Annotated in this window: 11 protein-coding genes; 8 read left to right on the top strand and 3 right to left on the bottom strand. The window is 43.2% G+C overall.

The window, feature by feature from the left end; genetic code table 11:
- Positions 1–74: 74 nt before the first annotated feature.
- Positions 75–2129: a protein-disulfide reductase DsbD family protein gene (locus FLP08_RS11085; RefSeq protein ID WP_156276811.1), complete on the top strand. Its 2055-nt coding sequence runs from the start codon at positions 75–77 to the stop codon at positions 2127–2129.
- Here the strand turns inward: FLP08_RS11085 and FLP08_RS11080 are convergent.
- From FLP08_RS11080 to FLP08_RS11070, 3 genes are all read right to left on the bottom strand, one after another.
- Complete coding sequence (locus FLP08_RS11080; RefSeq protein ID WP_156276810.1) at positions 2126–2635, bottom strand: hypothetical protein; 510 nt, start codon at positions 2633–2635, stop codon at positions 2126–2128. The two genes, FLP08_RS11085 and FLP08_RS11080, sit on opposite strands and share 4 nt — an antisense overlap.
- A 94-nt stretch (positions 2636–2729) precedes the next feature.
- Positions 2730–2957, bottom strand: a complete 228-nt coding sequence (locus FLP08_RS11075; protein ID WP_156276809.1) for a hypothetical protein — start codon at positions 2955–2957, stop codon at positions 2730–2732.
- A gap of 28 nt (positions 2958–2985) precedes the next feature.
- Complete coding sequence (locus FLP08_RS11070; RefSeq protein ID WP_156276808.1) at positions 2986–3717, bottom strand: SDR family oxidoreductase; 732 nt, start codon at positions 3715–3717, stop codon at positions 2986–2988.
- Positions 3718–3850: 133 nt separating this feature from the next.
- Between FLP08_RS11070 and FLP08_RS11065 the strand changes: the two genes are divergently transcribed.
- The 7 genes from FLP08_RS11065 to porN all read left to right on the top strand — a co-directional run bounded on the left by FLP08_RS11065 (position 3851) and on the right by porN (position 13396).
- Positions 3851–4864: a hypothetical protein gene (locus tag FLP08_RS11065; RefSeq protein ID WP_156276807.1), complete on the top strand. Its 1014-nt coding sequence runs from the start codon at positions 3851–3853 to the stop codon at positions 4862–4864.
- Positions 4865–5004: 140 nt separating this feature from the next.
- Positions 5005–7542, top strand: a complete 2538-nt coding sequence (gene topA, locus FLP08_RS11060) for a type I DNA topoisomerase (protein ID WP_156276806.1) — start codon at positions 5005–5007, stop codon at positions 7540–7542.
- Positions 7543–7545: 3 nt separating this feature from the next.
- The gene (locus tag FLP08_RS11055; protein ID WP_156276805.1) at positions 7546–8706 is read left to right on the top strand and encodes a formimidoylglutamase; all 1161 of its coding nucleotides are present in this window, start codon (positions 7546–7548) and stop codon (positions 8704–8706) included.
- 116 nt (positions 8707–8822) lie between these two features.
- Complete coding sequence (porK, locus tag FLP08_RS11050; protein ID WP_156276804.1) at positions 8823–10190, top strand: T9SS ring complex lipoprotein PorK/GldK; 1368 nt, start codon at positions 8823–8825, stop codon at positions 10188–10190.
- Between the two features lie 58 nt (positions 10191–10248).
- The gene (gene porL / locus FLP08_RS11045; RefSeq protein ID WP_156276803.1) at positions 10249–10896 is read left to right on the top strand and encodes a type IX secretion system motor protein PorL/GldL; all 648 of its coding nucleotides are present in this window, start codon (positions 10249–10251) and stop codon (positions 10894–10896) included.
- A 53-nt stretch (positions 10897–10949) separates the two neighbouring features.
- Positions 10950–12491, top strand: a complete 1542-nt coding sequence (gene porM, locus FLP08_RS11040) for a type IX secretion system motor protein PorM/GldM (protein ID WP_156276802.1) — start codon at positions 10950–10952, stop codon at positions 12489–12491.
- Between the two features lie 11 nt (positions 12492–12502).
- On the top strand, positions 12503–13396 hold the full coding sequence (gene porN / locus FLP08_RS11035) for a type IX secretion system ring subunit PorN/GldN (protein ID WP_156276801.1): 894 nt from the start codon (positions 12503–12505) through the stop codon (positions 13394–13396).
- Positions 13397–13442: the final 46 nt, after the last annotated feature.

Genomic DNA, 13442 nt, shown 5'->3' with positions numbered 1-13442 from the left:
AATGAGAAGTCTATTTGTTTAATTTCATTAAATTTGGACGCATCTCAAAGTTTAATGTTATCAGTATTTCAATAATGACGAAAAGCTTGCTAAAAAAAGGTCTGTTCTTTTTAATTCTCCTAACTGGATTCTTTGCCCAGGCTCAGATTTATGATCCTGTTCAATGGGAAACCCGGGTTAATGAGCTTTCAGATACAGAATACGAGCTTATAACAACCGCGATTATTGAACCGGGCTGGCATTTGTATTCTCAGGATGTGCCTGAAAATGGCCCCGTCCCTACTTCTTTTACCTACAACGTAGATAAAGATGGAGTAGAATTGATCGGGGAAACCAGCGAGGAAGAAGGAAATGAAATTGATGATCCCGTCTTCGAAATGCGGATCAAATATTTCGGTGATCGGGCAGAGTTCATTCAGAAAGTATCCTTGAATAAGCCTGTTGGAAGTATTGAAGGTGCGGTGGAATATATGGTGTGTGATGATGAGCGCTGTTTACCGCCTACCAAAAAAGAGCTCAACTTTGTTATTAACGATAATATCGCGGCTGAGGATGCTAAGTCTGGCAGTGATGCCGAAGGTTCTCAAACCAGTGATGACCTAAACGGAGAGGATGTGGTGAGTGCGCCAGTAAATACAGGCGCTGAAGAAAAGCGTTCTTTCTGGGGTATTTTTATCATTGCCTTTCTTTCAGGTTTTGCCGCTCTGCTTACACCCTGTGTATTTCCAATGATCCCAATGACCGTAAGTTTCTTTACCAAGCAAAGTAAATCACGCGCTGCGGGAATCAGGAATGCTATTTTTTACGGTATCTCGATCGTGGTGATCTATGTTTTTCTAGGTTCGCTGGTAACACTGATCTTCGGAGCAGATTCTCTAAATGCACTGTCTACGAACGTATGGTTCAACCTGATCTTCTTTGTGCTGCTGGTAATCTTTGCGGTTTCGTTTATGGGTGCTTTCGAAATAGTGCTGCCAAGTAGTTGGGGAACCAAGATAGATTCTAAAGCCGATAAAGGAGGATTGATAGGAATCTTTTTCATGGCTCTTGCACTCGCAATAGTTTCATTTTCCTGTACCGGCCCTATTGTAGGAACCTTGCTGGTAGAGGCGGCCTCCAAAGGAGGGATGGCGCCGATAGTAGGAATGTTAGGATTCTCCCTAGCGATCGCCCTGCCGTTCGGTCTTTTCGCGGCTTTTCCTGGCTGGCTTAATTCGCTTCCAAGATCTGGTGGCTGGTTGAATACCGTTAAGGTGACCCTTGGGTTCCTGGAGCTGGCCCTGGCCTTTAAATTCCTTTCTAATGCCGACCTGGTGCTGCAATTACATATCCTGGAAAGGGAGATGTTCCTTGCTATCTGGATCGCAATATTCGGAATGCTGGCCCTTTACCTCTTTGGAAAGATAAGGCTGCCACATGATTCCAAGGAAGAGCATATTTCTGTGGGCAGATTAATAACCGGACTGGTAGCCCTGATATTTACGATCTATCTGATCCCTGGATTATGGGGGGCTCCTTTAAAACTTATCAGTGGTTTTCCACCTCCTATGCAGTATAGTGAATCTCCAGACGGGATTGGAGCCTCCAGCGCAGGTTTGGTGAACAGGGATGGCCTTCCTGAAGGAGCAAAATTTGGACCTCACGATATAGTTTCATTTCACGAATATGAAGAAGGTCTGGATTATGCCAGAGAAAACGGCTTGCCGGTTCTTATAGATTTTACGGGTCATGCCTGTGTGAATTGCCGGAAGATGGAAGAGCGGGTATGGAGCGAGCCACAGGTTTTGGATATTTTGAAGAACGACGTAGTGCTGGTTTCACTTTACGTGGACGATAAAAGGAAACTTCCGGAATCTGAGCAGTATGTTTCAGAAACCACGGGGAAGGAGATAGAGACCATCGGTAATAAATGGAGCGATTTTCAGATCTCCAGGTACAAGGCCAACGCCCAGCCATACTACGTATTGATAGATCATGATGAGAAAAATCTTATCACGCCTTCAGCCTACGAACCAGATGCAGACGAATATTATAATTGGTTGAAAAAAGGTCTTGAAAATTTCAATCAGGGAAATTCAGGTCGGGAAAATATTCTGGGTGCAGATAAGAAAAGTGTTTTCAGCAATTAGTCGCTGACTTTTTTGCGATAGGTTCCGCGGAAAATCTCATCAAGTAGTTTATTGTTGAGGTCATAGATCTCCCAAAGCTGGGTGACGCTGCCATCTTCATTTTTGGTCCAGGTGATCTGGTTGTAGTATTTGCCTTTCTCACCTTCGGAGATCTCGCTTTTCAGGACCATTTTGTTCTCTATCGCCTTACCTTTTAATTTTAGGATATTCCCGGAGTTGCTTAACCAAAGCTGGTTCCAGCTGTTATCTGAAGGATCGTAATAGTTATAGCTTTTTCCCGAGCTTCCATCCTCAGCCTTCCAGTTCTCGTTCAGGATACAATTATCTTCAAGTTTTTTGATAAGGTTCTCGCCAATTTTCTCACCTTCTTCATTGAAAACTTCCCAGTTTCCAACCCAGAAATCGAATTGCTGGTGTTTTTTTGAATAACAAGCACAATCGGTATTCTGGGCAAGGCATGAAATCGTGATGCTGCAAAAAAGAATAAAGAATAGGAAAGATTTCATGAGAATTGGTTTAGAATTCTCAAGATAGGGATTTATAGCCCTAAAAGCCGAAATTTAATTTAAAGGCCCGGATTTTAGAAGCTGGCTCCCTTAATTACTCCTCAAGCCGTTTGGCTTTCTTCTTGCCTTTTAGCGCTTTTTGTTCTTTTTCGCTTTTTTCCTTCAGTTGTAATAAGGTGTAGGCCATATATCCGCCGGCAAGAAGTGAAAAAGCTCCAATCCCGAAATTTCCACCCTTAATGGCAGCCCGTTTTCCTGCCTTGAATACAAATCCTCTTATTGCGAATTTTCCTGCTAGTTTTAGAATACTGCTTATTCCCATAATGTTCTTTTAATTTATTAATTGATTCTTACGACTTCCCGGTAGGTTTTACCATAAGTTCGTTCACGTTCACCGATTCTGGCTGAGAAATGGCATAGAGCACAGCGTCGGCTATATGTTCAACCTTCAGTTTTGGTTCGTCTCCACCATAATCCTTGTCATTGAGTAATTCCTGGTCGGTAATATCATCTCTCAGGTTGGTGTTCACCGTACCCGGTTCAATTGCGGTGACCCGAATATTAAATTCCGGAGAAAGCTCCATGCGCATTGCCTTGGAAAGTTCTATCACCGCAGCCTTGGAGGCGCCGTATATCGAACCACCGGGAAATATCTCCTTCCCGTCTACCGAGGCGATGTTCACGATATGCCCGTTTTGATTTTCCTTCATTTTAGGCAGGGCAGAATAGATAGTGCGAAGAGTACCTTTCAGGTTTACTTCAACGGTGTTTAGCCACTCGTCTAAATGTCGATTCTTTAAATAGGTAAGCGGCATGATTCCGGCAGAGTTTACAAGAATATCTACGGTCTTATACTTCTCGATCACCTTGTTAAATGCCCTTGAAACACTCTCTGAACTACAAACGTCCATCTCTACTACCATGCTCTCATTAGGTAGTTCCTGCTGTATCTTTTTTAGTTTATCCAGGCTTCTGCTGGCAAGTACCACTATACATTTTTCTGAAGATAACTTCCTGGCTACTGCTTCCCCAATTCCACTGCTTGCCCCGGTAATAACCGCTATTTTTCCTTCAATGCTCATTTACTGGTTTTTTTCTAATATGCTTAATAAGCATGGGAAATTGCGTTAATATAATTTCAAATAACAGATATTTAACGCCTGTAGATTATATTGAAATATGCTTCGTTATATATATTCGCCAAAAGTTTTGATTTTGAGAATTTCGAAAATATTATTCCTGATAATTCTTTCTGTTTTAGTGCAGGCCTGCTCTAATGACGATACTTTGAATACCCGCGTACAAACTTCGGAAACCGCACACTTATATGCTGCAACTCATAATGGTGAAGTGAAGCGTTATGATATAAATACCGGGCAGATCACCACTTATGCCAATTCCTCATCAGATGCCGGGGGGGTACATTTTTCTGCGGCCAACGACGCTTTTACCTTAGTTTCCAGGTCCTCAAACAGGCTTATCTCCTATCCAGGTATCAGTGAACTGGGAGCTGGAGGTACCCAGAACCCCGAAACTGAAATCGCCGGCAGCCCAGATCTGCAAAGCCCACGCGACCTAAGTGTGAACGGAGATTTCTACGTGGTATCAGATAATACAGACCTGGACGGCGATCCCGAAACCGGGGAAGGCAGGCTGTTCGTTTACGCCAGGACCAGTAATGGCTTTTTTCTTAGAAATATCGTGACGACCAAATTCAAGGTTTACGGGATAGAGTTCGTGGGCGGAGATCTTTTTGCGGCGGTAGATGAAACCAACAGGCTTGCCGTATTCAGGAATTTCCTGGCAAATTCTTCTTCTGCCATCAGGGCAGCCGATAAGATCGTTACCATTCAGGGTATGGTCCGTGCCCAGGGACTGGATTATGAAAATGGGGTAATGGTGCTTTCAGATATCGGGGAGGCTGAAACCAGTTCAGATGGAGGTTTACATATTATTACGAATTTTGATACCAAGTTCAATACCGCCACCACTGGTGGATTTATTGGTGAAGCAGACCAGCTGAAGATCGCCGGCGGGAATACCCTCCTGGGAAACCCGGTTGATGTAGATTATGATTCTGCCTACGATGTGGTTTTTGTAGCAGAGAGTCTTAATAACGGTGGTAGGATTCTGGCTTTTAACAATGCGACTTCTGTTTCGGGCAATATCGCCCCAGATCTCAGGTATGCCCTCCCGAAAGTTTCTTCCGTATTTTTTTATACCGAATAGTTCCCGGTCAGATTTTTTTTTCAGACCCCGAAAGGCTTTCCAATTCAGGTATTCCAAGGCTTTGTTCCCCGGTTTTAATTCAAGTTTAACGAGTGGAAGAAAAATTTGATATACTTTTGCAATTACAAACCGACAAATTTATGGCTAAGAATTTAGTGATAGTTGAGTCTCCTGCGAAGGCCAAAACCATAGAAAAGTTTCTGGGAACCGATTATAAGGTCGCTTCCAGTTTCGGTCATATCGCAGATCTGCCTACCAAGGAGATTGGTGTAGATACCGAAGGAGATTTCACGCCTAAATATATTGTATCCAAAGATAAGAAGGATGTAGTTCGAAAACTCAAGGGCCTGGCCAAGGATGCAGAAACTGTATGGCTAGCGAGTGATGAGGACCGGGAAGGAGAGGCCATTGCGTGGCACCTTGCAGAAGAGCTAAAGTTAAAGGATGACAAGACCAAAAGGATCGTTTTCCACGAGATCACCAAATCTGCGATTCTTCGTGCCATAGAAAATCCGAGGTCCATAGACTATAACCTGGTTAACGCCCAGCAGGCGAGAAGGGTTTTGGACAGGCTTGTGGGTTATGAGCTTTCTCCGGTTCTATGGAGAAAAGTAAAAGGTGGCCTTTCTGCAGGAAGGGTGCAATCTGTAGCCGTAAGGCTTATTGTAGAAAGAGAACGTGAGATCCAGGATTTCACTCCACAGGGATCTTACAGGATAGACGCTGAATTTTCTACTGAAGACGGGAAAAGCTTTAAAGCCAAGATCCCAAAGAATTTTGATACCAAAGAGGAAGCAGAGAACTTCCTGAAAGAGAATATAGGTGCTAATTTTAAAGTAGCCGATCTTACTACAAAACCGGCCAAAAAGAATCCGGCGCCTCCATTTACCACTTCCACACTTCAGCAGGAAGCGGCAAGAAAATTATACTTTTCAGTAAGTAAGACCATGACCATGGCTCAGCGTTTATACGAAGCCGGTCATATTACTTATATGAGAACAGACAGTGTGAACCTTTCTGAAGACGCCAGGAAGGGCGCCAAGGAAGAGATAATGAAGGCTTACGGCGACAAATACGCCAAGGCGCGACAGTTCAAGGGGAAATCCAAGGGTGCCCAGGAGGCTCACGAGGCCATTCGTCCTACGAATTTTGCCAAGCACAGTATTTCTGCAGATCGCGACCAGCAACGTCTTTACGAGCTTATCTGGAAACGAGCCATCGCTTCTCAAATGAGCGACGCTCAACTGGAAAGGACCAATGTGAAGATCGAGGCAGATAAACATGACAATCATTTTACTGCCAACGGAGAGGTACTTAAATTCGACGGTTTCCTGAAGGTTTACCTCGAAGGAAGCGATGATGAAGATGAGGAACAAAGCGGAATGCTGCCTGCTTTAAAAGTAGGTCAGCCGCTGGATAATGACTATATCACGGCGACCGAAAGATTTACGAGGCCGCCATACAGGTATACAGAAGCTTCACTGGTTAAGAAACTTGAAGAGCTGGGGATAGGAAGACCTTCTACTTACGCTCCTACCATTTCTACCATACAGAGCAGGAATTATATCGAAAAAGGTTCTGTAGAAGGGACCGAAAGAGAATATGTGCAATTCAGGCTTAAGAACGATAAGCTTCAGGAGAAAAAATTAACCGAAACCGTTGGAAGTGACAAGGGTAAATTAGTTCCTACAGCCACGGGGATGGTCGTGAACGATTTCCTGGTGAACCATTTCTCTAATATCCTGGACTACAATTTTACCGCAAAGGTAGAGGAAAGCTTCGATAACATTGCAGAAGGAAACGAGGAGTGGAAGACCATGATGAAGGAATTCTACAAAGATTTCCATCCTCATGTTCAGGATGTGGCCAAGAACGCTGAAAGGGAGGTGGGCGAAAGAATCCTGGGAGAAGATCCCGAGACCGGAAAGCCTGTAAGTGTTAGGTTAGGAAAATTTGGACCTATGGTTCAGATTGGCAGTGTAGAAGATGACGAAAAACCGAAATTTGCCAGCCTCAGTCCAGACCAAAGTATGGAAACCCTAACATATGAAGAAGCTATGGATCTTTTCCAGCTTCCAAAAAAACTTGGGGAATACAAAGGAGAGGATGTAGAAGTTAATAATGGTCGTTACGGGCCATATGTGAAATTCGGTAAAAAATACGTTTCCCTGGAAAAAGGTGAGGACCCTATGAACGTGGATTTCGATCGCGCCATGGAACTCATCAAGGAAAAAGAGAAGGCAGATGCTCCTATTTATGAATACAAGGAGCTTCCCGTACAAAAAGGTGTGGGTAGATTCGGGCCTTATCTTAAATGGAACAATATGTTCATTAACGTGAACAAAAAATATGATTTTGATAACCTTTCCGGTAGTGATATCGAAGAGCTTATAGAGGATAAGTTGCGCAAGGAAAGGGAAAAACTAATCCACCACTGGGAAGAAGAAGGTATTAGGGTAGAAAAGGCCAGGTGGGGAAGGTTCAATGTTATTAAGGGCAAGACCAAGGTGGAGTTGCCTAAAACAACCAAGGCAGAGGAACTTACCCTGGAAGAGGTGAAAGATATCCTGGAAAAGAGCGGTAAAGGCAAGAAGAAGACCACGAAAAAGAAAACCACTGCTAAAAAGAAGACCACGGCCAAAAGGACAACCGCGAAAAAAACTACCAAAAAGAAATAACCTATGGATTTCGATTTTCTTAGTCCGGTGAGTGAGGAGCTTCTGGACGGGATCAGTCATTTAAATAAGCAGTGCATAGGGGCACAGATAAAACTTCATACCAGCAGGTCTGGACTTCCAGAGTTGGAAGGAGTGAACGTGGCTATTTTTGGGGTTCGTGAGAACAGGATGGCAGTTGAAAAATCGCCATTACCAGAATTTTTTAAGCTTAGACGTCAGTTCTACAGCTTATTTCCGGGGAACTGGAAGTTAAAAATTGCCGATCTGGGGGATATCGAGGCTGGTGCGACCATAGATGATACGTATTTCGCGGTGCAAACGCTCGTTGAAAGCCTGATAAAGCAGGATATAATGCCGGTGATCCTGGGAGGAAGTCAGGATCTGGTTTATGCTCAGTATAGGGCATATGATAAGCTGGATCAGATGGTTAATCTGGTAAATATCGACCGGAAATTCGATCTTGGAGACGCTGAAAAGCAAATTTCCAGCGAATCTTATGTAGGAAAAATCGTAGTTAATAAGCCTTATAATTTATTTAATTATTCGGCCCTGGGATATCAAACTTATTTCAATTCACAGGATGAAATTGAGCTGATGGAAAGGTTGTTTTTTGAAGCTTACAGGCTGGGAGAAGTGACCTCAGATATCAGGCAGATGGAGCCTATATTCAGGAGTGCTAATATAGTAGGCCTGGACCTTGGAGCTATAGATTCGGCTTCCATGAATTCCAGTAGGTTCAATTCCCCGAACGGCTTTAATGGTCGTGAGATCTGCGCCCTTTCCAGGTATGCAGGGATAAGCGATAAGGTCTCGTCCTTTGGGGTTTACGAATACCAGGATGGCCTTGGTGAGCTGGCAGATATGCTGGTGGCCCAGATCGTTTGGTACTTTATAGAAGGAGTAAATTATCGTACCAACGAAAATACTATTTCTGCGAAAAAGGAGTTTATTAAGTATCAGGTCCCAATCGATGACGAGGTTTTAGTGTTCTTTAAGAGCCCTGTTAGCGGTAGATGGTGGATAGAAATTCCGTTTTCATCGAATGTGAATACTAAATTAAAAAGGCATACGTTATTACCTTGCAGCGAGGAAGATTACCTTGAGGCTTGCAACCAGGTAATACCCGAGCGTTGGTATAAAGCCAAAAGAAAAAACGAAGTCTAAAAATTATATTCAGACATTATTCTGATTTACTGTATTTTTATCTGAAATATTGTTTTTTAAAAAATAATTAGATAGGTTTACCACCGTAAATCAAAATGTCTTAACCTAAGATAATTATGAAGAAGTATATTTCGCTCATTGCTGTTCTGGCCTTGCTTTCAAGCTGTGGAGGTGGAGATAGAGGGCAGCTTGTAGGTGCGGATGGGAAGAAGTGGAATCCGGAGAAGCCTTATGGTATGACATTGATTCCGGGAGGCGCATTCATCATGGGTAAATCTGACGATGACATTGCCGGGCAAAAGAATGCACCCCCTAAAACAGTGACTGTTCGTTCCTTCTATATGGACGAAACCGAGATCACCAATGCTGAATATAGGCAGTTCATCAACGATGTGAGGGACTCTATTGTACGTGTAAATCTGGCGATTATGGCAGAATTACAGGGAGCTGTTCCCGGTGATGATGGGATTGGAGAATTCGCTTTTGCCGATGCCGATCCAGAAAACCTTACCCCGTACCAGGAATATATGCTGAATACTTACGGGCAGGGTGGACCTACCGACGATTACGAAAACAGAAAACTGAATAAAGACATCGACATCATCTGGGATACTGAAGATTATCCCGATGTATATTACGCTGAGGTGATGGACTCCATGTACATCCCGCTTGATGAGGTATACAATGGGCAGCGTACCATAGACGTGAAAAAACTGAAATTCAAGTATTCATACATGGATATTCAGGCTGCCGCGAAAAATGGTAACCAGAAGCGTAGTGATTTCATTAAGACCGAGGTAGTGCCAATCTATCCGGATACTACAGTTTGGATCAAAGATTTCAATTATTCATATAACGAGCCAATGCACAACGATTACTTCTGGCATGAGGCTTTTAACGATTACCCTGTAGTAGGTGTTTCCTGGAAACAGGCAAGAGCTTTTACTCAGTGGAGAACAAAATATCATAATGACTTCCGTCGTTCAAAAGGAGACGCGCATGTGCCTTCTTACAGACTTCCTACTGAAGGTGAGTGGGAATACGCTGCTAGAGGTGGCCTTGAAGGAGCTTCATACCCTTGGGGTGGTCCTTATACCCTGAACGACCGCGGATGTTTTATGGCTAACTTTAAACCGCTTCGTGGTGATTATGCCGCAGACCAGGCTCTTTACACCGTGGAGGCGAAGTCTTACGATCCTAACGATTACGGACTATACAACATGGCCGGGAACGTGGCAGAATGGGTAGATTCTTCTTACGATCCAGGTTCATACGAGTATATGTCTACAATGAACCCTACCGTAAATAATCCTGAAGACCGCAGAAAAGTTGTGCGAGGAGGATCATGGAAAGATGTTGCATACTTCCTTCAGGTAAGTTCAAGAGATTATGAGTATATGGATTCTGCCAGAAGTTATATTGGTTTCAGGACCGTACAGGATTACCTGGGAACCGACGTGACTCTTAACCAGAAGAATCCATAGTGAAGTTGGAACTTTAACCTATCAATAAAACCAATTAAGAAAACTAAACATTAGAGTTATGGCAAATTCAAGATCAACAAAAAAAGTGACCAATATGGTGTATGGTCTGGGAGCATCTGTAGTTATTCTAGGTGCCCTTTTTAAAATCATGCACTGGCCAGGTGGTAACCCAATGCTTATCGCTGGACTTATCGTCGAAGCCCTGGTATTCGCATATTCCGCATTCGAACCAGTAGATGATGAATTAGATTGGTCTCTTGTATACCCTGAGCTTGCAGGTGGAGAGGGAAGAAGGAGAAGCGCTGTTGTAGCTGAAGAAAAAGAAGCTGAAGGTATGTTGTCTAAAAAACTGGACGCGATGTTGAAAGAAGCTAAGCTGGATGCCAACCTTATGGCCTCTCTGGGAGAAAGCATTAAGAACTTCGAGGGAGCTGCTAAAGGAATTGCTCCAACAGTAGATTCTATGGCCTCTCAAAAGAAATACAGTGAAGAGTTAAGCGTTGCCGCTGCCCAGATGGAAACCCTTAACAATATTTATAAGGCACAGGTTGAATCTGCTTCAAGACAGGCAGAAGTTAACCAGGAAGTTGCCGAGAACGCTGGAAGACTTAAAGCACAAATGGATTCACTTGCAGATAATATGGCATCATTGAACAATGTTTATGGTGGAATGTTAAGCGCAATGAACGGAAAAGTTAGAGTCTAATTGAGAATTTTTCAATTAAGCTGTTATATTAATTTAAAAACAACTAATTAGACATGGCATCCGGAAAACAATCGCCAAGGCAGAAGATGATTAACCTAATGTACCTGGTTTTCATCGCCATGATGGCACTAAATATGTCCAAAGAGGTACTAACCGCATTTGGATTAATGAACGAAAAGTTAGACAAGACGGCGGCCAATTATTCTGAAAGGAATACTGCGCTTATGGCTGGGCTTGCCACAAAGGTTGAAGAGCAGCCTGCAAAATATACCAGCATCAAAAAAGATGCAGACAGGATCCACGAACTTTCTACGAATTTCACTCAGTATATCGAAGGTATCAAGGAAGAGCTTAAAGCTTCAGTGAACGATCCTAAAGATTACGAGACTATGGACCAGTCTACCGTTATGGATGAGATGTTCTTCCAGAGTGGTAGGATCTCTCCTAAAGGAGAAGAGTTCCTGGCTCAGATAGAAACTTACCGAAACGGGGTTTCAGAAATACTTGAAAACGGATATAACACCATTGCCCAGAAGGTCAATGTTCAGCAAGAATTTGCCACAGATCCAGAAAACGTTGAAGGTGCAAAAGTACCTTGGTTAAAATACCGTTTCGAAGGTTTCCCATTAGTGGCTTCTATTACCCAGCTTACGCAAATGCAGGCTGATGTAAAGAGTACCGAAAGTGAGATCCTTTCTTCCATGCTTTCAGGACAGTTGCAAAGCGACGTTTCCCTTAAGAACTACGAGGCGATCGTAATTCCTAGCAAACCTGCTTTCTTTAGTGGTGAAAACTTCAAAGGAAAAGTGGTTCTTGGACGTTTTGATAATACGCTTCAGTTCGAGAATGTTGTGATCAACGGTAAAAAGGTTGATAATACAGAGGCTGGGCAGGTTGTTCTTGATTTTCCTGCGGGGAATGTTGGTGAGCAAAAAATCACCGGGGAGCTTCAGTACATGGAAAATGACTCTTTAAAAAGTATAAAAATATCAGATTCTTATAACGTAATTCCGCTTCCAAATTCAGCGGTTATCTCGGCCGATAAGATGAACGTGGTGTATCGTGGGGTTCAGAACCCGATGACCATTTCTATTCCTGGAGTTAGCAGCGTAAGCGCAAATGCTCCCGGACTTAGACAGTCTGGTGGGGCTGGAAGCTACCTTATGGATGTTACTACCCTTCAGGCTAGAGAAGTTACCATTAGTGTTAGTGGTACGCTTCCTGGTGGTAAGACGGTTTCTGATAAGAAAACATTCAGGGTAAAGGACATTCCAAGACCTGTAGGAACTATTCGTGGAGAAGACGGGTCGGTATCTATGCAGAGAAACAGTCTTGAGATTTCTACCATTGGTGCAGATCTTCCAGATTTCGATTTCGATCTTAACCTGAACGTTACTGGATTCAAATTCAAAGTACCAGGACAGCCTACCGTGGTGGTGAATGGTAATAAGCTTGATGGTGCGGCAAAGAATGCACTAAGAAGAGCTGGTAGAGGAGAATCTGTTACTATTTATGACATTAATGCTTCGCTGGCAGGAAACTCCAGCTATAAGCTTAAGAAAGTTGCTCCAGTAATTATAGAGCTTACGAACTAAATAATATTAAAATGAGCTTGAAAGAAATTTTTGTATACGGTTTTGTGATGATGATGGGTGTCTCTTCTTTCGGTCAGGCAAACATTCTGAATGCCGATAAGCCTGAAGATATAGGCAAGAAGTCGGAAATTCAGGCCAGAATAGATGAAGAGGATAAACCTCTTGAGTACGGTTATGTTGGGGATCGTGATATACTTTGGTCTAAAGGGACCTGGGAGATCATCGACCTTGACGAAAGGGTGAATTTCCCGCTTTATTACCCGATAGATACCAATAACATTGGTACTAACAGGAGGTCTCTGTACGATGTCCTGGTTAGGGCGATCAAGCAGGGTAAGATCGAGAATGTATATGCCGATTCTTATTTCACCGAAAAACGTACTTTGAAAGATATCAGCGCGACCTTGTCTAAGGTGGATACTACAGATCTTGGTATCGAGCAGTACAATGCCGGTGAAGAAGTAGATGCGCAGTTCATAGATCGTCGTGATCTTGGTGCGGCAGACATCGCTGAATATCATATTCGCGGAATGTGGTATTTCGATAAGCGTCTGGCAGAACTTAAGTACAGAATTCTTGGGATAGCTCCTGTTGCTCCAGATGTTAACTTTATCGACTCAGGACAAACAGATCTTGTAGAGCTTTTCTGGGTGTGGTATCCAGATGCTCGTGAGGTGCTACATGAAGCCAAGGTTTTTACCGGGAACAATACCTCGCAGGTGGTTTCTTTCGATCATCTTCTGAATTCCAGGAGATTCGATGGGGTCATTTATAAGGAGGATAATGTTCAGGGAGACCGTGAGATCGACGAGTATATAGCCGATAATGCGTTTATGCAGTTACTTGAATCTCAAAGGATCAAAGAACAGATACGAAATTTTGAACAGGATATGTGGAGTTATTAGCATCCCACAACCTGAAAAATATAAAGCGCTCCATCGGGGCGCTTTT

The sequence above is a fragment of the Christiangramia aestuarii genome, assembly GCF_009735585.1.
In the GTDB taxonomy this organism is placed as follows: Bacteria; Bacteroidota; Bacteroidia; order Flavobacteriales; family Flavobacteriaceae; genus Christiangramia; species Christiangramia aestuarii.
The sequence above is the reverse complement of the archived record's forward strand: the minus strand, read 5'-3'. Positions and strand labels throughout refer to the sequence as shown.